The 21,474-nt window shown below is 44.4% G+C and carries 18 protein-coding genes and 1 pseudogene; 7 read left to right on the plus strand and 12 right to left on the minus strand.

Translation table 11 applies throughout. The annotated features are described in order from the left end of the window. Positions 1-151: 151 nt before the first annotated feature. A complete protein-coding gene (locus OCV19_RS22255; protein ID WP_065675935.1) occupies positions 152-1,285 on the minus strand; it encodes a multidrug effflux MFS transporter in 1,134 nt (377 codons plus the stop codon). A gap of 97 nt (positions 1,286-1,382) precedes the next feature. Here OCV19_RS22255 and OCV19_RS22260 point away from each other — a divergent pair, with 97 nt between their 5' ends. Continuing rightward, positions 1,383-2,156, plus strand: coding sequence for an AraC family transcriptional regulator (locus OCV19_RS22260; protein WP_065675936.1), 774 nt, complete (start codon positions 1,383-1,385; stop codon positions 2,154-2,156). 77 nt (positions 2,157-2,233) lie between these two features. Here the strand turns inward: OCV19_RS22260 and OCV19_RS22265 are convergent. The 3 genes and pseudogenes from OCV19_RS22265 to OCV19_RS22275 all read right to left on the minus strand — a co-directional run bounded on the left by OCV19_RS22265 (position 2,234) and on the right by OCV19_RS22275 (position 6,185). Then, a pseudogene (locus tag OCV19_RS22265) lies at positions 2,234-3,540 on the minus strand (IS4 family transposase). Positions 3,541-3,665: 125 nt separating this feature from the next. Then, a complete protein-coding gene (locus OCV19_RS22270; RefSeq protein WP_065677454.1) occupies positions 3,666-5,120 on the minus strand; it encodes a glutathione synthase in 1,455 nt (484 codons plus the stop codon). Positions 5,121-5,237: 117 nt separating this feature from the next. Continuing rightward, positions 5,238-6,185, minus strand: a complete 948-nt coding sequence (locus tag OCV19_RS22275; RefSeq protein ID WP_017061092.1) for a LysR family transcriptional regulator — start codon at positions 6,183-6,185, stop codon at positions 5,238-5,240. A gap of 126 nt (positions 6,186-6,311) precedes the next feature. On the opposite strand from OCV19_RS22275, the gene add reads away from it, so the two are divergent. Continuing rightward, the gene (gene add, locus OCV19_RS22280) at positions 6,312-7,310 is read left to right on the plus strand and encodes an adenosine deaminase (RefSeq protein WP_065677455.1); all 999 of its coding nucleotides are present in this window, start codon (positions 6,312-6,314) and stop codon (positions 7,308-7,310) included. Between the two features lie 136 nt (positions 7,311-7,446). Here add and OCV19_RS22285 read toward each other — a convergent pair whose 3' ends face one another. Then, on the minus strand, positions 7,447-8,208 hold the full coding sequence (locus OCV19_RS22285; protein WP_086738309.1) for an IS5 family transposase: 762 nt from the start codon (positions 8,206-8,208) through the stop codon (positions 7,447-7,449). A gap of 281 nt (positions 8,209-8,489) precedes the next feature. Here OCV19_RS22285 and nhaD point away from each other — a divergent pair, with 281 nt between their 5' ends. Beyond that, positions 8,490-9,929 (plus strand): sodium:proton antiporter NhaD, encoded by a 1,440-nt coding sequence (nhaD, locus tag OCV19_RS22290; RefSeq protein ID WP_065676242.1) that lies wholly within the window; start codon positions 8,490-8,492, stop codon positions 9,927-9,929. A 14-nt stretch (positions 9,930-9,943) separates the two neighbouring features. Here nhaD and OCV19_RS22295 read toward each other — a convergent pair whose 3' ends face one another. From OCV19_RS22295 to OCV19_RS22305, 3 genes are all read right to left on the minus strand, one after another. Then, entirely contained in the window at positions 9,944-10,330 is a 387-nt protein-coding gene (locus tag OCV19_RS22295; RefSeq protein ID WP_065676243.1) for a hypothetical protein, read from the minus strand. Positions 10,331-10,500: 170 nt separating this feature from the next. Continuing rightward, positions 10,501-10,983: a methylated-DNA--[protein]-cysteine S-methyltransferase gene (locus tag OCV19_RS22300; protein WP_065676244.1), complete on the minus strand. Its 483-nt coding sequence runs from the start codon at positions 10,981-10,983 to the stop codon at positions 10,501-10,503. A 62-nt stretch (positions 10,984-11,045) separates the two neighbouring features. After that, positions 11,046-12,422, minus strand: coding sequence for an AlkA N-terminal domain-containing protein (locus OCV19_RS22305; protein ID WP_065676245.1), 1,377 nt, complete (start codon positions 12,420-12,422; stop codon positions 11,046-11,048). Between the two features lie 242 nt (positions 12,423-12,664). Between OCV19_RS22305 and OCV19_RS22310 the strand changes: the two genes are divergently transcribed. Beyond that, complete coding sequence (locus tag OCV19_RS22310; protein ID WP_048610044.1) at positions 12,665-12,868, plus strand: hypothetical protein; 204 nt, start codon at positions 12,665-12,667, stop codon at positions 12,866-12,868. Between the two features lie 193 nt (positions 12,869-13,061). Here the strand turns inward: OCV19_RS22310 and OCV19_RS22315 are convergent, their stop codons facing one another. Continuing rightward, positions 13,062-13,952, minus strand: coding sequence for a LysR family transcriptional regulator (locus tag OCV19_RS22315; RefSeq protein ID WP_029405267.1), 891 nt, complete (start codon positions 13,950-13,952; stop codon positions 13,062-13,064). A 154-nt stretch (positions 13,953-14,106) separates the two neighbouring features. On the opposite strand from OCV19_RS22315, the gene OCV19_RS22320 reads away from it, so the two are divergent. Next, entirely contained in the window at positions 14,107-14,460 is a 354-nt protein-coding gene (locus OCV19_RS22320; protein ID WP_017061517.1) for a DUF413 domain-containing protein, read from the plus strand. Between the two features lie 606 nt (positions 14,461-15,066). Then, positions 15,067-15,867 carry a glucosamine-6-phosphate deaminase gene (gene nagB, locus OCV19_RS22325; RefSeq protein ID WP_019819998.1) on the plus strand — a complete coding sequence of 267 codons (801 nt, stop codon included), beginning with the start codon at positions 15,067-15,069 and terminating at the stop codon, positions 15,865-15,867. A gap of 261 nt (positions 15,868-16,128) precedes the next feature. On the opposite strand, the gene OCV19_RS22330 is transcribed toward nagB, so the two are convergent. The 3 genes from OCV19_RS22330 to OCV19_RS22340 form a co-directional block, all read right to left on the minus strand. After that, a complete protein-coding gene (locus tag OCV19_RS22330; RefSeq protein WP_017065079.1) occupies positions 16,129-16,665 on the minus strand; it encodes an MltR family transcriptional regulator in 537 nt (178 codons plus the stop codon). A gap of 50 nt (positions 16,666-16,715) precedes the next feature. After that, entirely contained in the window at positions 16,716-17,864 is a 1,149-nt protein-coding gene (locus OCV19_RS22335; protein WP_065676246.1) for a mannitol-1-phosphate 5-dehydrogenase, read from the minus strand. Positions 17,865-18,047: 183 nt separating this feature from the next. Further along, entirely contained in the window at positions 18,048-19,940 is a 1,893-nt protein-coding gene (locus tag OCV19_RS22340; protein ID WP_065676247.1) for a PTS mannitol transporter subunit IICBA, read from the minus strand. A 561-nt stretch (positions 19,941-20,501) separates the two neighbouring features. Here OCV19_RS22340 and OCV19_RS22345 point away from each other — a divergent pair. Continuing rightward, the gene (locus tag OCV19_RS22345; RefSeq protein WP_065676248.1) at positions 20,502-21,368 is read left to right on the plus strand and encodes a glycerol kinase; all 867 of its coding nucleotides are present in this window, start codon (positions 20,502-20,504) and stop codon (positions 21,366-21,368) included. The last annotated feature ends 106 nt before the right edge of the window (positions 21,369-21,474 follow it).

The following is a 21,474-nucleotide window of genomic DNA, read 5'->3' on the forward strand; positions in this document are numbered from 1 at the left end:
CTCTCTCAATACCCGATAAAGGGTAGAATGATTGTTCTACTTACAGGGTAGAACGATCACTCTACCCCTGTCAATATCCAAATTTACAAACCAAGAAATGATAAATTCCGCGCCAAACAGGACACGGAATTTATCAATACAGATGAGAGACTTAGCGTTTAAGAGAGAGTCGGCTGCGTATCGTCACCAACACAGACAAAGCGCCGCAAAGTACCAACACCACCCCTAAATCTTGAATCATTCCCGCTAAAGCGAGCCCTGAGCCGATCAAGGTGTAATACATCAAACCAAACAGTGCGCCTGCACTTCCCGCTTGAGATTGGTAGCTGACTAATGCGCGACTCAACACATTGGGAATCGCAATACCAAATGCCATGACCACCAGCATCATCGGAAGTAAAAACCATATTGAGTGTTGTGAAAAATAGACACCCACCGCACCTAATGTTTGAAGCCCTGCTGCGATACCAATCAGAGACATTGAAGACACTTGTCTCTTCAACAATGTCTTGTTCACCAAGCTTCCTAACAGAGTCCCGAACCCAAGAACAATGCCGCTGTAGCCAAACTGCTCGACGTCAAATCCAAGTTGAATGAAGGCAAATGAACCCAATTGATAATAAGAAAACAGCGCAATATTGAACGACGCGACCAGCAACGCAGACATCCATATATCGCTATCTTTGATCATGTGAATACTGAGTGACTTTAACTGCAATGGCTGCTTAGATTGTTGCGTTTCAGGCAATGACCATAGGCTATGTGCCAACAGCGTTAACACCATAATAAACAGGGCAATAAACACATATTGATGCCCGCCCGCTTGGCTTAGTTGACCGCCAAGAAGCAGCCCGATGATTGGACTAATCGACAGCCCCATCCCCATGTAACCAAACACCTTGGCTAGCTCTGTTCCGCTAAAAACATCTCGAAGCATGGTTTGAGTGACGACAGAGCCAACTGCAAGTCCGAAAGCGCCCATCGCTCTTGCTATCATCAGCCACGTAAAGCTGTCGGTTTGCATGGCAATGAGTGCTGAACAAGCGAATAATCCCATCCCCAATAACATGGTGGGACGACGTCCCCATTTATCCGCTAACACGCCCCATACCACCACACCCACCGCAAATGCAGAGAAGTAAATCGATAGGGTTTGAGCGGCTTGTGTGTAGCTGACATCAAAGGATTTCGATATTGAATCCAGAGTCGGGCTATAGATGGTTTCTGCGATTTGAGGGAACATCAACAGCAGCACCATTTGCCATAAAGAAGGTTTTGTTTTCATCATTTTTCCAAGACCAGTGAACTTGACGAGGAGTCTAGGGGAAACTAACCTTGGCTCGTTAACAACATTAAAACCAAAAACAACAAGATTGGGACAAATGGCATTAATCAGCGAAACCATTGAGTTTGATGCAGACAGCTTACCTGCGCCCGTAATAGGGATTGCGGCAGAACTAGGTCAGCATGACTCAGGAATACATAACCACGTAAAAGGACAACTTCTGTATGCTCCGCAAGGCTGCATCACCTTGACCTTAGAGAACGCCCTTTGCATTTTGCCACCGACTAAAGCCGTGTGGATCCCGCCCTATACCAAGCACCGAGCGCAAATGACTAATGTGGTTGCTTATCGGTCGCTCTATTTTGATAGCAGTATTTACACCTGCCCAGAAGTGATTGAAATTGTGGAAGTGAATGAGCTTTTAAAAGCCCTAATCAATAAGATGGCTTTCTGGGATTGGGACGTTGCCCGCGAGCAAACCACCAATACCGCCAACCTATTCTGGGAAGAGTTTTACAGTGCTAACCAACACTCGTTTATCTTGCCACTACCGACAGATCGCCGCTTTAAAAGCTTTTGCAAACAAGTCCGAACCGCTTCCTTTCTTGCCCCAGCCCTCTCGACATTAGCGAACTCGGTTGGCGCAAGCACCAAAACGATTACTCGATTATTCAAAGCCGAAACAGGCATGACTTATCAAGAATGGCGTCAGCAATGGCGCTTGTTTAAAGCGATTGAACTGCTCTCAGAAAACCGACAAGTCGGTGATGTGGCTCATCTGCTAGAGTTCTCATCCAACAGTGCGTTTATCGCCTTTTTCAAACAGCAAACCGGACAAACCCCGTTGGCGTTTACCAAGTTAGCAGCGTGATTATTGTTATCCAAACTCTGAAGTTTTACTTAGCTCAGATACAAAAAAACCAGAACATGAGTTCTAATGCCGTTCACTTAAGAGTGAACGGCATTTTTGTTCTTAGCATACCGTTGTGGTCTGGGTTTAACTGTTCTAGGGAATGTCCTTTCCCTTCGCCCTTCAAGTATTAAGCTTTCAGCCATGTTGTGGAACCCCTTTAGCTGACGAGGTATTGCGCCTGGTGTTGAGTAAGGTAAGCCTACAAGTAACGCAGATACATGAGCTAATGTGCCGTTAAAACTGAGTTGATAAGGAAGGTAATTTCCCTTTAGATTGAAGCAGAGCTCGACCATCTGGTATCGGATTAAATTGTAAGTAAGCAAGATGCCCCATAACTCCTGCTTTACCAGTTCTGGTAAACGACTTCGCAGCGTGAGACGATTTCCAAGCATGTATTGTTTCTGCTCTCGGTAGCCTAGCTCAATTTCCCAACGATGTTCATAAAGGCCTGCAATATCTTTTGATGGGTAACGCAGGGAGTCCGTCATGGAGGTTAATACTTGGTAGTCTTTTCCTTTAATTTTACGAGTGACAAGTCGAGCGGTTATCGACTTTGGTAAATCAGGCCATAGCTTTCTAGCCCTTGGGTTACTGTGTAATTGAACCAGTTTGTCATTTCGCCCTAAAGATTGAACAATGTCATATTGTGTATTTTTCTTGAGGGGGATAAGCCAATGACGCTCTGAGCCAGAGTCTTGCCATTTATGTAATAAGCCTAAAGAATAGAACCCTTATCGAACATTGTCACGCTATGGTTTGGTGTTGTTTCTATCAGTTTTTCAGCTAATATCATTTCGTTTGTATTGTAATTATCAAAGGCACTGGCCGTAATAATGTGACTGCTTAGTTCCATTTGGCAGACCATTCTCACTTGCGGATATTGCGTCCCTTTTTGTCGAGAAAATGCCTTTTCATTTTGCGGGTTATCGGGCGTTCGCCAAACAACGCCATCGACGCCAAGAAGCGTTAATCCATTCCACTGGGGTAACTTTGCACTTTTTAACCATGACGTAGTCATTCGCTCAAAGACCGCTTTAATTGCGTCTTCACCCAACGTCTTTCGACGTTGAGTTAACGCACTTGGTGCGACAAAAGCTTTACCTGTACGGTCGACAATATCAAGTTGGTTCACTAAATCTTTCATGGATTTACTGTTATAGATAGCCATTCCAACAAGCAGCCACACCATGGATTCTAAAGTTAATTTCCTCTTTCTCATCGTGACGGTATCAGTAAGAGAATAAGCTTCGTCGATGAGGTCAATTGGAAGCAAGTCAGACAAAGTTTCAACGTTGCTAGGTTTCCAATCATTAATTATGTTTAGAGCTTGAGAAACATCCATAAAAAAATCCAAGTGCATTAAATACACTTGGATTTTGACAGCTCTGAAGGATCGTTCAACCGATCACTTTGGCTTTAACTGATCGGCATTAGAACATGAGTTCTGGTTTTTTAATGCAGATTCAACTAATCAATCAACACCAACGAATCCAAAATCCCTTTACCACTGTGGATTCCACCTTCATTTTCGCTAGCGGGTTTGCTGCGGATTAAATAGCCCGCGTAGCCGTCTAGCTCTGTTACTGGTTCACCTTTGAAGTAAGCGGTGAACAAACCCACTTCACTGACTAAGTCTGTCACGAGCGTTTGTTGAGTGTCACGCACTGCAATAGTCGGCACGTCACGTTCATGCGGGTACAAGCGTTGCATCAATGCCCACGCGTCGTACTCCTCTGCCTTAAGTTGGCTCAGTTGTTCGCTGATGCCGTCACCAAAAACACAATGGCCACCGCCCTCACCTTGGTTTTTCAACACCCACTCTTGCTTATCAGCTTGTGTGTTAAACCATTCAATCGATTCACTGGTGATTGGCTTCATGTCAGCTAATACACTCTTGACCAGTTCGGCTTCTTCTAGCGTTAAACCCCAGCGGGCATATTCAGCTGCAGACATCATGGTTAGCAGCATTTGCATGGTTTTACTGGTCGCTAATTGCTGGCTGATGGTCGCGTTCATTGCGACATGGTGTTGTTCCATAAACAAGCGAGTCTGACTTAGCGTATGGCAACAAACCGATTCGTTGAGTTCTGGAGCCCAGTAATCTGAATACTGGTAGCCAGCTCTTAGGTACACCACATCGACAGCGCCGACATCTTTCAATAACAGGCGTTGATTATCACCCGATGAAAGCTGACAACTCAATTGTTCAAAGGTACGACGAACCGTGCGAACTCCCTGTTTTTGCAGCTCAACTTCAAGCAAATGTTGGTCATATACGTTGTCTTCGTTCTTCTGCACCACCATCAAGAAAACCGGTTTACCTGGTTCATTGAAATCCGCTCTCACTTGCCTTGCTGCATTAGCGATACCATAAGCCAACTGGGTTAAACCTTGGTTTTCAGCCGGTGTTACTGACGGATCTTCCAACCAATGGTTATACACGTTTGGCCATTGGTTTTGCATGAATGAGTGGAATTCTGTAGCGCGTTGACCAAAAGGCGCCATCCCTGCCGCAATGCCATTAAACTCAATCACTTTTGCACCGTGTTGGCGATCGTCCATGAAATCAGTACGCATCAACAGCAATGGCTGACGAGCTGGATTCAAGCGTTCACCCGCAAAACCGTGTGCTTGTTGGTGCAACTCCATCAGGCGGCCAAAGAACGGGTCGGCTTTCGCCATATCGATCAATGATGACTGTAAAAAGTCATGGTCTTCCGAGACATTGTTGATGAGTTTGGTGATCAGCGGCGTCACCTTCAACAGGTGTTCAAAAACCTCACGCTCAATACTCATTGGAGCAAGACTAAACGGGCAATGCCTCGCGGTATTGTCTGACTGACGAAACGCGACACCGTGCATGATCGCCCACTCACAAGCATCTTCTATTATTTGTTGCGGAATCAATGGCATTGAATTCATTTAGATATCTCATTCTTGTCGGGCATTTGGCACCCGTAGTAAGACGATGCTCATTCTAAAAAGACGAAATAAATTTCAAAAAGTTATTTCGCCGTTTTGATCATCGTAGCTCGCGGTTTACAGCTGAGGTTCTTGAGTCTTATTAACAATGAGGTCGCGAAGCCATTTGTGGCTTGGTTCAGAATCAAAGTAACGGTGCCAAAGCAGAAACAAACCACCAGGAACCAACTCAATGGGAATCGGCTTCATCACCAGTTCGCCACTCTCAATATAGTCACGAACCGAGTTGTACGGATAACACATCAGCAAGTCGCTTTGCTTGCACAGCTTTACTGCGCTGGTGATGTCCGACACGTTGGCGGCTTTGTTAATTTGGAGCTGTTTGGCTTGCAAGATTTCCAGTAGCAGCCAGTCGCCAACGCCACCGGTCACTAACTGAATATGACGATATTTAAGGAAGGCTTGCAGGTTCCACTCTTCTTGAAGTACTGGGTGATCATTACGCATCAAACACACAGAGTAATCTTGCAGCAACTCGACATGGTTCAGCTCAGCAGGAATGTTTTGAATGTGGGTACTCGCCCTTTCATCGAGCTCAAAAATTCCAATCCCGAAATCGACCTCACGCTTTAGTAAGCGCTTAAAAGTTTCGCTACTCCAAGTTGTGCTGTTTACCGTAATGTTCGGCGCATCTGCTAGCGCGTTAGGCATAAATTTAGGGTAAATCGCGGTATAAGCGGTTTCGACTAGATCGATATTAAAAGTGCGCTCGCTGTCTTTCGGCTCAAAAATGTCCGGCACGGTTAGCTGTTCAACTTGCAGAAGGATCTGATGAATCTTAGGCGCTAAAGAGGTGGCTTTCGGGGTTGGAAACAGGCCTTTTGACTCACGTTCGAACAGCGGGTCATCAAACAGAGAGCGTAGCTTGGTGAGTTGCTTACTCACCGCAGACTGACTAAGGAATAATCGCTCTGCCGTTTTGCTCACGCTGCGCTCTTCAAGCAACACGTGTAAACACAGCAGTAAATTCATATCACATTTGAGTAAGCTTTTAACATCTACCATGATATTCCTTAGATTCAGATTAATGATGACTTTATGTCACTTTAAATCATATCACAAACTTGTTAATTTAAGCCCATGTAACCTATGAGTTAATAACTCAAAAAATAATAAACCTAAGGAATACTCATGAACTTTCTAGCACTCCCTAAGATTGATCTGCACTGCCACCTAGACGGAAGCGTTCGTCCAGACACCATTATTGATCTGGCGAAACAGTACGGAATCGAACTTCCAGAAGACCGTGAAGCGGTAGTAAAGTCTCTAACAGTGCCTGAAGATTGCAAAAACCTTGATGAGTACCTAGCTTGCTTTAGCCTGCCACTGCAAGTGATGCAAACGGAAGAAGCTATTGAGCGTATCTCTTTTGAGCTTTACGAAGACGCGGCACTAGAGAACGTTAAATACCTAGAAGTTCGTTTTGCACCGATTCTTCACGTAAACAAGGGCTTGTCTCTTGATGCGATCATCGCAAGTGCGGTTAAAGGCATGAAGCGTGCAGAAGAGAAATACGACATCAAGGGCAACTACATCATGTCTGTACTTCGTATGTTCCCTAAAGATTCAATCAAAGACGTGATCGATGCAGGTAAGCCATACCTAGGTAAAGGTGTGGTTGCGTTTGATATTGCTGGCGGTGAAAAGCCGGGCTTCTGCGCTGAATTCCCTGAGTACACGCAATACGCGATCGAAAAAGGCTACCGTGTGACAGTTCACGCAGGTGAGCAATGGCATGGTCAGAACGTTTACGATGCAGTGACTCTGCTAGATGCTGAACGTATCGGCCACGGTGTTCACATCCAAGGTAACGAAGACGCATACAACATCGTTAAAGAGAAGCAGGTTGCGCTTGAAACTTGCCCAACAAGTAACGTGCAAACTAAATGTATTCACAAATTCAGCGACCACCCAATTGCTGAATTCAAGAAAGACGGCATCGTTGTAACGATCAACACAGACAACCGTACTGTGTCGAACACAACCATGACTAACGAAGTGAAGCGTGTATGTGAAACGTTCGGTCTAACACAAGAAGACTACGCAGAGATCTACAAGTACTCTGTAGAGAGCGCTTTTGCTTCAGACGAAGTGAAGAAGCACCTAATGGGTTTCGTTGAGCAAATCTAATTTGAGCAATCTTGATTGCTAAGTAGAAAAACAGGAAGAGAAAGGCTTAGGCTTTTCTCTTTTTTTATGTCCAATTATCCGTATTCTAATACCCATGTTGACTAGGGCGTGTTGATCTTTGCTGTACATTTCGCGTTCAACAATACATCGGTAGCCACATTAACATGAATGCCAGCGATAACATGCTGGCATAATTCCTTTCTAGCTTGTCATATCTACTTGAAATAGCTCGATAATGCTTAATTCTCCCAAAGGCATTTTCGACCAAGTGACGATACTTGTATAAACACCAATCCATACTGTCTTTGTCTATATCTTGTCCGTAATTGCGTTTAGCAATTACCGTTTCTCCGCCACGTTCCTTAACAAAAATACGGAAAGGTTCGCTGTCATATCCTTTATCACAAACGATGGTATTAACTTCATCGAGTTGCTCAACTAAGCTTTCGGCATGCACTATATCGTGGCGTTGTCCCTCTGATAAATCAAAGCAAATCGGCAGGCCACCACTATCTACGGCTAAGTGAATTTTGGTTGAGTTGCCCCCGCGACTTTTTCCTATTTGCTCTGAACTTTCAGTAGCTGCACCTGTACTATGCTGATGTGCTCTAACTATAGAGCCATCAAGAAATACCCATTCAAAATCAGCCATGTTAGATAAGCTTTTGAAAAGATTATCTAAAATCCCTTTCTTTGACCAAAGATTAAATCGTCTGTAAACGGTACTCCACTCTCCGAACTCAGAGGGTAGATCTCGCCAAGGAATACCTGTTCTCATTCGATAAAGTATTCCTTCAAATGTCATTCGATGTTCAGTTTTATCGTAAATACGACCTGTACTTTTCATAACTTGGAGTAGCAGTTCCCAGCGAATATCAGTTAGCATTGTTCTTGGCATGGTATTGGTTATGGTTTTACTTTTGGCGAAGCAAATTATAACTCTTTACCATGCTGTTCAAAAAACACTCACGAAAGATCAACACGCCCTAGTCTTTAGTCTTTAACTTAAGTGTACAAGACAGTAATCTTGAGCATGTAAGACCGTATTTCGTTCACATCACAGTCTATTCCTTTCATTATAATCTATTGAATTATTAAGATATCTATCACACTGCACATGGTTATTTAGGTCTACGCTTTTACCCGTGTTAATAACTTATTAACTTCGGAGCGTAATCCATGTTAGGTATCCAGCTTTCTGCTGTTCTCTCTTTGTTACTCTTTTCTACGGTAGCAGGTGCTGCCACTTCTCAGTTGGGAGAACCACTCAAGCTCACCAGCTCATTTGCTGGTTACCTATCCCTGACCATTTTCGTTGTTGCCTATATAGTGGTGATGATGGAAGAGTACCTAAAGCTCCGAAAATCCAAGCCTGTGTTACTTGCGGCAGGCCTGATCTGGATAATTATTGGTTTTACCTACCAAGAACACAACCTCGTTGACGTCGCCAAACAAGCACTCGAACACAACTTATTGGAATACGCTGAACTGTTACTTTTCCTACTCGTCGCCATGACCTACATCAGCGCCATGGAAGAGAGAAGACTGTTTGATGCACTGCAAGCGTGGATGGTGGGCAAAGGCTTTAATTTCCGCTCTCTGTTCTGGCTAACCGGTATTCTGGCCTTCTTTATCTCACCGATCGCCGACAACCTCACTACAGCTCTATTGATGTGCGCCGTGGTTCTGAAAGTTGCAGGATCTAACCCTAAATTCGTTAACCTAGCGTGCGTGAACATCGTGATAGCCGCAAACGCTGGCGGCGCATTCAGCCCATTCGGTGACATCACAACGCTAATGGTATGGCAGGCTGGCTATGTGAGCTTCAGTGAATTCATTCCCTTGTTTATCCCTTCAGTGATGAATTACCTCGTCCCAGCCCTGATCATGTCTTACTTTGTTCCCACAACTCAACCTGACACGGTTCATCAGCACGTTGAATTAAAACGCGGTGCAAGACGCATCGTGTTCCTATTCATAATGACCATCGGCACTGCGGTTGCTTTCCATGCCGTACTCCACTTCCCTCCTGTGATGGGGATGATGATGGGGCTCGCCTACCTGCAGTTCTTTGGTTATTACTTACGTAAGACTTTACCCAACTCACTCGCGAAGAAAAAAGCGGTGGCGATCGCCAACAATGATGAGGGGACATTGAAGCGACTCGGTTCTGTTGTGCCCTTTGATGTATTTCGTAGAGTGTCGCATGCCGAATGGGACACGTTGCTGTTCTTCTACGGCGTGGTAATGTGTGTCGGTGGCTTGAGTCTGCTTGGATACTTGGAGCTTGCCTCTGGCGTGATGTATAGCCAATGGGATCCAATTTGGGCCAACGTCATGGTGGGGATCTTATCGGCTATTGTCGATAACATTCCGGTGATGTTTGCCGTGTTATCGATGGAACCTCAAATGTCGATGGGTAACTGGCTACTGATCACCTTAACCGCAGGCGTTGGCGGCAGCTTATTGTCTATTGGTAGTGCGGCAGGTGTGGCGTTAATGGGGGCGGCGCATGGAAAATACACCTTCTTTGGACACTTGAAATGGATGCCAGTGATCATGATTGGCTATGCCGTCAGCATCGCGGCTCACCTATGGCTTAATGGTGGGCTTTTCTAATTCGGAGATCTTTTCTAGTTCGAACTGTCTTTCAGAGGCTCATCTACAAGTGTCCAGACGTTACTCAATTGTATTGCTGGGCATTGGTTGCAAGTTAACATCTCGCCCTGATGTTGAATGCGCATCACGAGTCTAGAGTCAGTTCGGCTGCTTCCAGAATTGAACTCAATGGTGATCAAGTCATCATCAATACGATAGGTTCGAGTCACGGAATTGTCCGTTGTTTGATAAGTCACTTGCCCGGATTCAAAAAGTAGATAACTGTCATTATCTGCGTTCTCATACATACCTTTGAACAGAGCAAGCTGTGGAACCTCGAAAGGTCGGCTGGTATCAGTTAAACAACCTGTCAGCAATAATGCAGAGCTGCAGCCAGATATAAGTAACGGGAATCCATTCATTTGGGCATCCTTGCCTAGAGAACATAGTCAAATAATATGCAACCAAATCAATACTTTCCAGAAAGCGTTGATTTTAATGCAAAGTCACATTTTAAGAACCACTCGCCTTCATCATAAGTAGTACGTGATCCTCGTCCAGCATCTCGACAGGCTCATTGCCAAATCGCTTGCTAGTCTTGCTCTCTTCCTTCTATCACCAATAAGCGCTGTTTGCGTTCTACGCCACCTGCATAACCCGTCAGCTTGCCATTTTTGCCAATCACACGGTGACACGGCACAATCACAGAAACCGGATTTTTGCCATTCGCTAAGCCAACAGCACGAACGGCTTTCGGATTACCTATCGCATCAGCCAGTTGTGCATAGCTCCAAGTCTCTCCATAAGGAATGGTAGTCAGCGCCTGCCAAACCGACTGCTGAAATGGAGTGCCTTTGGCTGCGATCGGCACAGAAAATTGGATAGCTTCGCCTGAGAAATAACGATTAAGCTGCTCGATAGCCAATGCAAAGATCGGAAAGCTATCTTCTTGAACACCCAACTGTTCCGGCTTGGTGGTATATGTTTCAAACCAAAGGCCGAGCAAGCCCTCATTGTTCGCCTGTAAAGTTACGGTTCCCAATGGGCTCTCATAATATGTAAAACGGTTAGCCATAATATCTCCTAGCGTGGTACTGCAAATGTTTGTGGATTGCTCATGTTCGCGGGTTGCTTCTATTAAGACTGATTCCAGCAATGGAACGTGGCGTAGCTCCCCCAAGGTGAAACACTCTCTGTATTAATGGCAGGTCGATGCTCAATAAACTTCTTCACTACCAAATCACCAACCAACAAGTGGTTAGGCTCGCTTAACCCGCGAAGCAGCGCGTATTGAATTGTCCAAGGCCCAATGCCTTTTAGCTCAATCCATTTAGAAGGATGCTCAGTTTCATTGTCGACCATGTATTCGGCAAAACGCTTTAGGGTCTCTTTGCGGCTTCCCGGCATTCTTAAAAAGCTAACATCGGCCTCCGCTATCTGCTTAGGCGTTGGGAAATACGCTTTCTCGGATGCATCAGAAAGCTCTTTAACCAATAAGTTGAGCTGGCCAATCGCTGCGATTACCGAGACTTGCTGCCCGAGGATCGCTCTCACTCCGGCTTCCCAAGCACTCCACACGCCAGGAATACGGATGCCACTCTTAGCCACCAAGTTAGGATCGATAGTCGTAAAAAAAGCTTCGACTTTGGCGATGTCGACATCAAGATCGAACATACGGCGGATATTCGCAATCAAGCTTCTTAACTGGCTTATATCGTCCAACTCAAATTCAATATCCAAGCGGTTCTCTTTGGCTAAAGTCGCCTTGAACCAACCCTTTGACCCGTTCACATTTACCGAACGCTGATAATAATCTTCGCCAACATCTTCTAAGCCCTCAATCATTCTTCGTCGATAAAACCCCAACAAGTGATTCCAATCTAAGGGTCCATGAAAACCAAGCTGAATATCATTACGCAGGGTGTCACTTGGCTTGGCTCGCCTAATTTGGGTTGGCGAAAGCTGCAGCTCTTTTTGAAAGGCATCATTAAAACGGCGCGTACTATTGAAGCCACTAGCAAAGCCGACATCCGTAATGCTCATGCTGCTGGTGTGCAGCAACTGCTTGGCGAACATCAGTTGGCTGTACAGACTATATTGCTTGGGTGACACACCGATGTAATTTTCGAATAAGGTTCGTAAGTAACGATCTGAAATACCTAGCCGCGTTGCAAGGTCGACGATAGATCCTGAATTCAGTGCGCCATTATCAATCAACTGCATCGCACGCAAGAAAGTGGTTTCGACGCCCTTCCATGCTGGCGAAAAAGGCGCGCTGTCTGGTCGGCAACGTAAACAAGGACGATACCCCGCTTTCAATGCTTGAGCTTGATGGGAAAAATATTCGACGTTTTCTTCTTTGGGCGGACTTGCTGGGCAAATCGGGCGACAAAAAATTCCTGTCGTTTTCACCGCTGTAAAAAACATCCCATCAAAGCGAGCATCTCGCGCATATCGAGCCAAATGGCACTGTTCACTGGTTAAGGTGCTGTTGTGATTGATCTTTTTCGACATGCCGTACTCTTCCCATTTACCATAGCGTTTGATCCGATACCTAAAAGTTTACCGTGAACCACCATTGTCGCTAGCCACTTTCGGAAGCGAAGGTCAGATAAATCACAAAAAAGGGTTTTAATTTTATTAAATTCGACTAAATTTAACCTAGAGAAGGCAATCTTCTCACGACGTCAACGATCGGTACTTAGCACGCCAAGATGCAGAGACCGATCGAATATAAATATAAAAAGGAAAAGGCTATGGTTCTTCACACGTGTCGTATTGTTTTATCAAACCAACAGGTTCTCACCAGTCAATCAGTCGAGCAGTCTCTAAGCTTTCTTGAAGACAAAGCGGACAACGGGATTTCTATGATTGAGATTGACGCAACGGATGGCAGTCAAATCCATTCGTACATGTCACACTCTCTTGAAGAGTCTATTGAGAATCTAATGAACCTATAAGTGTGTTAACACTATAGAGCCTTAAAATAGGGCTAGATATACCAGGCTTAAACGATTTTATTGGAATGAGAAACGATCTCTAGTTCCGAAAAGAAGTACATCTCTGGTTTAAAACAAAAATGGCTCCTAACTAATTAGGAGCCATTTTTTATTTAACCTAAACAACAAAGCATATTGGTTATAGCAAATGCCGTTACTCAGGCGCTTGTTCAGCGGCTTGCTGCAATGTGTAAGCCGTCGATGGGTCAATCTCATTAACCAACTTCTCAACCTGCATGATTGCATCAACCGAAGTACTGCTTTTACGGTAGCTCAGATAAATTGGGCGATACCAGTCTTCAACCCCTTTCACCTTATGCAGCTGACCCGAATCGATAAAAGGTTCGACTAGAGACACCGGAAGATACGCACTACCACCTTTCTCTAAAATGAAATCGAGGGCAATACGCGCTGTAGAGGTGCGTAGATAAGGTGCTGGCACTTTAGGGTGACGTTCTGCGTGTTCAGAACCAAAACGCGTTCCCCAATCTACATACACGTACTTATGTTGGAATACAGATTCCAGATCATCTTGCTGCGTTGATACCAACACCAAAACCAAGTCAGCGACTTTTTTACAGTTCAGCTCTTCTGCTTTAATCTGATCGAACGCGAAAGCCATATCTAAGGTTCGTTCTAACAAATTACGGTTCAGTTGCTCGCGCCCCATCACCTCTGCCATAAAGCCGTAACCACCAAAAGAGTCGGTTACCACACTTAAACAGTTTTGCAGATACGCATCCCAAATATTCGGCGTGCCGCCCAGCGTTAACTGCAAGGCTTTACCACTCTCTAACGACAGCTCAAATTTGGCTTGTTGTAGGGTGGACACCATCACTTCGGCATAACCAATCAAACGTTCACCGGAAGATGTGAGTTTGATGTTATTGCGGTCACGAATGAAGAGCTGAGTATCAAAATAGCCTTCAAGCTGTTTGATCCGCGCACTCACCGCCGCTTGTGTTAAATACAAGTTTTCAGCTGCACGCCCAAAATGGCGCACCCTTGCAACCTCAAGAAAGGTTCTAAATACTTTCACATCCATCAAATACATCTCTGTAATAAATCTGCTAACTAGCCGATCTAGGATTGTTTATCGTAAAGGCAAAAACGTTTTGTTTCCTATTTTAGCCTTTTAACAATATTTTCGCGTGAGCAATAAACACTAATTTCTATCTAACCACATTACTGAGGCTGATATGTCTGAGACCGAATTCCGACACGGAAAAAAACGTTTTTATGACACCATTAAATTCCCGAGAGGGTTCGCTAAGTCGGGTGATTTTACTCTTTCAGAAGAGGAAATCCTAACCTTGTTTGGTGACACTATGCTTGCACTTGAAACTGGTGAACTAGCACCAATCAATGCAGAAGAAAAACACTTCATTAAAGTGTTGTCTCACCCTCATAAGGCAAAGTCCAAGTTAGAGCGTGTTTGGTTGAAGTACATTCAACTGGCTCGTGGACGCCGTCGCTTTCACACCCTAAACGGCTGCAAACGCGGCGACGTATCTAGGGAAGAATACGAAAGTGAGTTAGTGTTAGAAGATTAGTAAAATCGCTCAAAGTGATACCTCATCACTTTGGGCTTTTTTTTGCCTTCAAACACACATCTTCTTTGTAATTGGTAAGTTTAGCCAACCTGTCCATTTTTACCAATATTTATATACAATTCATAGCGATAGCGTGACTAAAACACAGCTCTCGTTCAATCTTATGGGTATTCATCCCACTGAGATTCATCGTTCTTCACCCTGCCCCTGTCTTTTATCACGATAGCGCTCCATTGCCATCATTATTTTTCTAGTTTCAACTGTAAGCTCAACGCTTGTTTATACGCGAAACACGTTAATGCACCAAAATTCGTCAATGGTTCGAGCGATGCGATTATTGCAATAATCGTATCAAGGCATAGAAACACACCAACCCTTTCAGGTGCTGAATTAGATCAACATTGCTGTATATGACAAACGTATTAATCTTGTTTAACGCCACCAAATATCCATACAAAAATTGTGCAATATTGAGAGTTCCAGTCACAGTTACGACGAAAAAAGCAAAAACTTGACCTAAAACAATAGCGGAACTGGATAACTTATTTTATAATGCGAATTAATGTTTCAGAACACTATAAAATTTTATTTCTAGGGGCAAAATCAATGAGACTTATTCCATTAAGCAACAAAGCAAAAGTAGGTAAATGGGCTGCTCGTCATATCGCAGATTCGATCAACAAATTCGCTCCAACTGCTGAGCGTCCATTTGTACTAGGTCTTCCTACTGGTAGCACACCTCTAACTACTTACGCTGAGCTAATTGAACTTTACAAAGCTGGCGAAGTAAGCTTCAAGCACGTTGTAACATTCAACATGGATGAGTACGTTGGTATCGAACCAAACCACCCAGAATCTTACCGCACATTCATGCACGAGAACTTCTTCAACCACGTTGATATCCAAGCAGAAAACATCAACCTGCTAGACGGCAAAGCTGAAGATATCGATGCTCACTGTGCAGCATACGAAGAGAAAATCCGTTCATACGGCAAAATCAACCTGTTCATGGGCGGCGTAGGCATCGACGGTCACATCGCATTCAACGAACCAGGTTCTTCTCTATCTTCACGCACTCGTATCAAAACGTTGACTGAAGACACTCGTATCGCGAACTCTCGTTTCTTCGATGGTGACATCAACCAAGTTCCTAAATACGCACTAACTATCGGTGTTGCGACTCTTCTAGATGCAGAAGAAGTGATGATCCTTTCTCTAGGCCACAACAAAGCTCAAGCGCTTCAAATGGCTATCGAAGGTTCTGTAAACCACATGTGGACTGTTACAGCTCTACAGATGCACCGTAAAGCTATCATCGTTGCTGATGAGCCAGCTCAACAAGAGCTAAAAGTTAAGACTCTACGCTACTTCCAAGAGCTAGAAGCTGAGAACATCCAAGACCTATAATTCCTATAGTCTTGAATAGCAGGGCGTTTTTAATAAAGAGAGCGTCTTGAATAGAAAAAGCCACTGAAGGTGGCTTTTTTTGTGCCTGTTACTTTCGTGTTTAATGGGAAGAGGTTTCGGATATTTTTAGAGGCACAAAAACAACAAAGCGATTTCTCCAACGAGAGAAACCGCCATCATTTTAAGCTTTGGATTGAAACGAACGAACAGCTACAAGATATGTAGGATGTGAAACAAGATAAGCAGGGCTGCAAACTAGAACTAAGAGCTCAGCGCGTTATCTCGGCACAAGGTAGTGATAATGTCAGTGATAGCCAATACGATCGTCGACTTCACTTTCTGATTATGTCGCCCCAAAAACATTTCAAGCATTGGGCCAGACATGGTTTCCACCATCTCCGCGTCATATTCGATAGGCATAATACGCTGAATAGCGTGCACCTTGTTGAGCTCAAATATCACATCAACTTCTGTGAAGCTGGTGTCTTCACCCTGTATTTTCGCCCACTCTTTCAAGGTAACGAAAACCTCGAGATCGTCGTAGAGTTCTTTACTGATCACGCCAAGCCCTAATAGCAACTTAGCACGAATCATGATCTCGCCTAACGGCCCACCACTGTTGAGAAGTGGTTCGACAACGAACTTAATTGCAGTGTCGTCTTTCTTAAAGATGTTTTTTAATACGGCATCTACCGTGTCATCCAATGCATCGTAAGCAGCCATTAGGCAGGCGCCAGCACTCTCAGCTTCCGAAAGGGCTTCGAGTAATTCAGTTTCATGGCTTGTTTGTATTGGCATAACGGCTCGACAATAAGAAAGTGCCACTGGTGTGGCACTTTGATGGTTTATCATTTCAATGCTAGATAAGCTTCTTCCGCTAGTTTAACAACTTCTGAGTCACTATTCAGCTCAGAATAATGCGCCAATGTCTCAGCAAAGCCTTTTTCTGCGAACATTGCTTGAAGTTCAACCGCTTGTGGGTCGTCTTCGTTCTTGTAATGGAACGCAGCAGCAATTGCTTTTACTAGGTGAGTATTCGGTAGGCCGTACTCTAACGTACCGTTTAGAGGCTTAACTAGGCGGTCTTGCGGGCTCAGTTTACGAATTGGCTGACGACCAACGCGGTCTACTTCATCACGTAGGAACGGGTTAGCAAAACGACCTAGAATCTTTTGGATGTAGGCAGCGTGAGCTTCTGGATCAAAGCCGTAACGCTTAATCAAAACCGCACCACTCTCTTCCATCGTCGCTGTTACTTCAGCGCGGATTACGTCATCTTCGATAGAGTCTTTAATAGTCTCATGACCTGCAAGCACACCAAGGTATGCCGTTACCAAGTGACCAGTGTTTAGCGTGAACAGTTTACGTTCAACGAAAGCCATTAGGTTGTCAGTGCATTCCATACCTGGGATGTTTGGAATCTCACCTTTGAACTGTGTTTGGTCTACGATCCACTCGCTGAACGTTTCAACCGTTACCGCTAGAGGATCTGTTTCGCCCGATTCTGCCGGTGGAACAATACGGTCAACCGCAGAATCAACAAAGCCAATGTGCTCTTCAGTGAAGGCTTTCATTTCATCAGAAAGGTGCTCTAACACTGCTGCTTTTAATTGGCTTGTACCGCGAACCATGTTCTCTGCCGCGATGATGTTCATTGGTGCAGTGTTGTTTGCTGCTGCACGCTTTTCAATGCCTTGAGCGATAGACTTAGATATGATCTTAAGAACCGTAGGGCCTACTGCTGTCGTCACAAGATCAGACTCAGCAATGCAATCTACTACTGCGCTTGTCGCTGAGTTTACTGCTGTCACGTTCTTAACAACTTCGACAACACACTCTTCGCCAACAATCTTAACTGGGTATTCTTGGCGTTCAATTAACGCATTTACAACCGTTTCATTTACGTCAGCAAACGTAACCTTCATACCAGCATCAGAAAGAAGCTTACCAATGAAACCACGACCGATATTACCTGCACCAAAATGTAACGCTTTCATAATTTTGACCTTATAAATATTTGAATCTAGATAGCTAACTGCTCAACAACATGCCTGATGATTAACTAGAGGCATTAAGCAGTAAGCTATTCAGACTGAATCTTGTTAAGACAGATTTAGACCGAAAATGAGGCCAGTAGGGGGATACCGGCCTCCTTCACTTAGGAGCTTGACTAGAGCTTTTTAGTTTCCGTTGAGAATACGTAGAACATCAGCAGGGTTTGTTGTGTTCTGTAGGCATTCCACAGCGTCTTCATCATCAAGTGAATTGGTAATAGCCATCAGCACCATGTTGTGCTCATCGCCTTGTGCGGCAATACCGATAACCATCTTAGCGATATCATCTTCATCTTCGCCCCACTGAATACCTTCTGGGTACTGACAGAATACGATGCCGGTTTTTTGTACATATTGCTTCGCTTCGATTGTGCCGTGTGGTACTGCGATAGACTCACCTAGGTAAGTAGATACAAGCTCTTCACGAGCAAACATGCCATCTACATACTCTGGAGATACGTTGCCAAGCTTCACTAATTGGTCGCCAGCAAACTTGATTGCGTCTTCTTTCTGAGTCGCTTTAAGGCCAAGGAAGATGCTGTCATTAGTCAGTGCAAGCTTGTTGCCTTCTTGAGCTGGTGCTGCTGCAGGAGCCGGAGCTTCTACCTTCGCTTCACCACTTTGTGCTTCAACAAGTTCTGCTACTAGGTTGTCGTATACTGCGCCATCTAAGAAGTTGTTCAGAGACATGTGCATTGCACCAGGAATGGTTTTACGTGCACGGTCTGTTAAATCTTTATGCGTAATAACAATTTGTGAATCAGCTGGTAAGTTGTTGATTGCGTAGTTAGTTACCGTGATATTTAGGCCCGCTGCATCTACTTTCTTACGAAGGAGACCCGCACCCATTGCACTTGAACCCATACCCGCATCACACGCTACGTATACTGCTTTCACGTCAGCTAGGTTGATGTCTGCACCCGTGGTTGCACCTTTAGAAGACGCTTTCATGTCTTTCATTTGTGCTGATGCTTTCTCTAGTGAATCTTCCTCGTCATCTTGCGCTGAAGTCTTAAGTAGGATTGAAGCTACGATGAAAGACACGGCCGTTGCAGCGATAACCGATAGAACAACACCGATGTAAGAACCTTTTGGCGTCATCAATAGAATCGCGAAGATTGAGCCCGGAGATGCAGGAGAGATAAGGCCAGAATCAAACACCACGTTAGTGAATACACCAGCCATACCACCTGCGATTACCGCAAGGATCAGACGTGGGTTCATTAGAACGTACGGGAAGTAAATTTCGTGGATACCACCTAGGAAGTGGATAATAGATGCACCAGCAGCAGATTGCTTCGCGCTACCTTTACCAAACACCATGTAAGCAAGTAGTAGACCTAGACCTGGACCTGGGTTTGCTTCGATTAGGAAGAAGATAGAACGACCCATCTCTTCAGATTGCTGGATACCTAGTGGAGAGAAGATACCGTGATTGATTGCGTTGTTTAGGAATAGGATTTTCGCAGGTTCAACAAAGATAGAAGCAAGAGGTAATGCGCCCGCTTCAACCATTACGTTAACGCCAGCCGCTAAACCAGAAGACAGAACTTTCACAGCAGGACCAATCACGATGAACGCGATGATCGCGCAGATCATACCGATGATACCAGCAGAGAAGTTGTTCACTAGCATTTCGAAACCACTCTTCACTTTACCGTGAACAGCTTCATCGAATTTCTTGATTGCGATACCACCTAGTGGACCTACAATCATTGCACCCATGAACATCGGGATGTCAGTACCAACGATAACACCCATTGTTGTGATGGCACCCACTACCGCACCGCGGTCACCACCAACCATTTTACCACCGGTGTAACCAATCAATAATGGCAGCAAGTAAGTGATCATAGGGCCAACCATTGATGCTAACGTTTCGTTAGGCCACCAACCTGTTGGGATGAATAGTGCTGTAATGAAACCCCACGCAATGAATGCGCCGATGTTTGGCATTACCATATTGGATAAGAAACGACCAAAGTTTTGAACCTTGATCTTCGCTTCTGGTGATAACATAGGTAGAACCCCGTAGTGTATTGGTTGGTCAAATGACCGAAAGTGTGTGCTCAAAAGTTGATTAAAATGTATCACAACATTTCCAAAATGCACCCAGACCCACTTTTCGTGACAAATGTCACACACAAAAAACACTTACGGGTTAATGCGAACGACTTAGATCACAAAAACACCATGAATTTAAATTACAAAGCAAAATTAACGATAATAAATCTCATTCACACGAGACTCACATCACAATTACAAACTCAACACCCAAAAATAAATAGCGATCCGCATCACACTTAATAAAAGATACACCCTAGAAACTATAAAACACGTATGAAAGAACGCCATTCTAAGTGTGTTTTCTATGCACTTAGATGAATTAAACTTATCATTTTGTAATTTAATTACAAAAAGAAAACTAAAGCCTATCTTTCAATACTCTGATTCTCCTAGCGCCCAAACCTCAAAATACATGAACAATGAAGGAGCGAAATTGCGTAAAATAGATGTGTTATTCTAGTAACTCCTATCCCAACGTTATCCAGTAGCCCAATAACGACTTAAGAGAAGACTATGTCAGACAAGATCTCCACATCGGCTCTCGCTAAACAGAGAGATATAGACGCTAAAACTCTATTCAGTGATCTAAAAACGGCAGGCTATATCGTACGTTCACAGGATCGATGGGTACTGACCGAACGAGGGGAAAGCTTTGGTGGGGAATATGTCGAACACAAAAAGTTTGGTGTCTTCATTGTATGGCCAGAGAAGCTGCTTATCGACTTGGACACCTTCTCAGGGCAAACACTAACCGCAACTCAGCTCGGCAATGCCTTTCAACTCAGCGCAAAGAAAATCAACTTACTGCTCAATGAGCTTGGTTGGATCACAAGAGAAGAAGACGGTTGGCACGTCACCTCGACAGGTTTAAAGGCCGGTGGTGAACAGAGAGAAGATAAAGCCACACAAAATCTATTCGTGGTGTGGCACGATTCATTAGTCCGTAATAAACGTTTGAAGCAATCAGTTATTGAGTTCTTAGGGCACGATGCAGAAAGCCACTCAACGGATGTATCGTTTTCTAGCTTCCGCCAAAAGTTCGAGGCCAAGCACCGAAGCTTAGATGGACATTATGTGCGTTCAAAAGGAGAGCTGATCATCGATAACTGGCTTTATATGGCTGGAGTGGTTCATGCGTACGAACGTCCGCTGCCAATATCAAAAGAAGTCATCAGTGATTTTTATCTGCCAAGTGGCAAAGTATACATCCAGTTCTGGGGAACCGATTCTGCACCCATCGCCGAAGATAAACGTGAAACGACGAGAAAAGTCTATGAAGAGCATGGTTTTGGTTTAATCGAAATCACGCCAGAAGAAATCACCAACCTAGACAGCGTCCTTCCGCCATTATTGCGCCAATACGGCATCAAGGCGTACTAAACTACTGAATCTAGACATTTCATACCTATTAAGATCACACTTATCGAGTCATTATGGATATTATTTACCATAGTGATTTGATGTGTTCGCTATTTTTCCCACGTCA

It is taken from the genome of Vibrio celticus (assembly GCF_024347335.1).
GTDB lineage: Bacteria > Pseudomonadota > Gammaproteobacteria > Enterobacterales > Vibrionaceae > Vibrio > Vibrio celticus.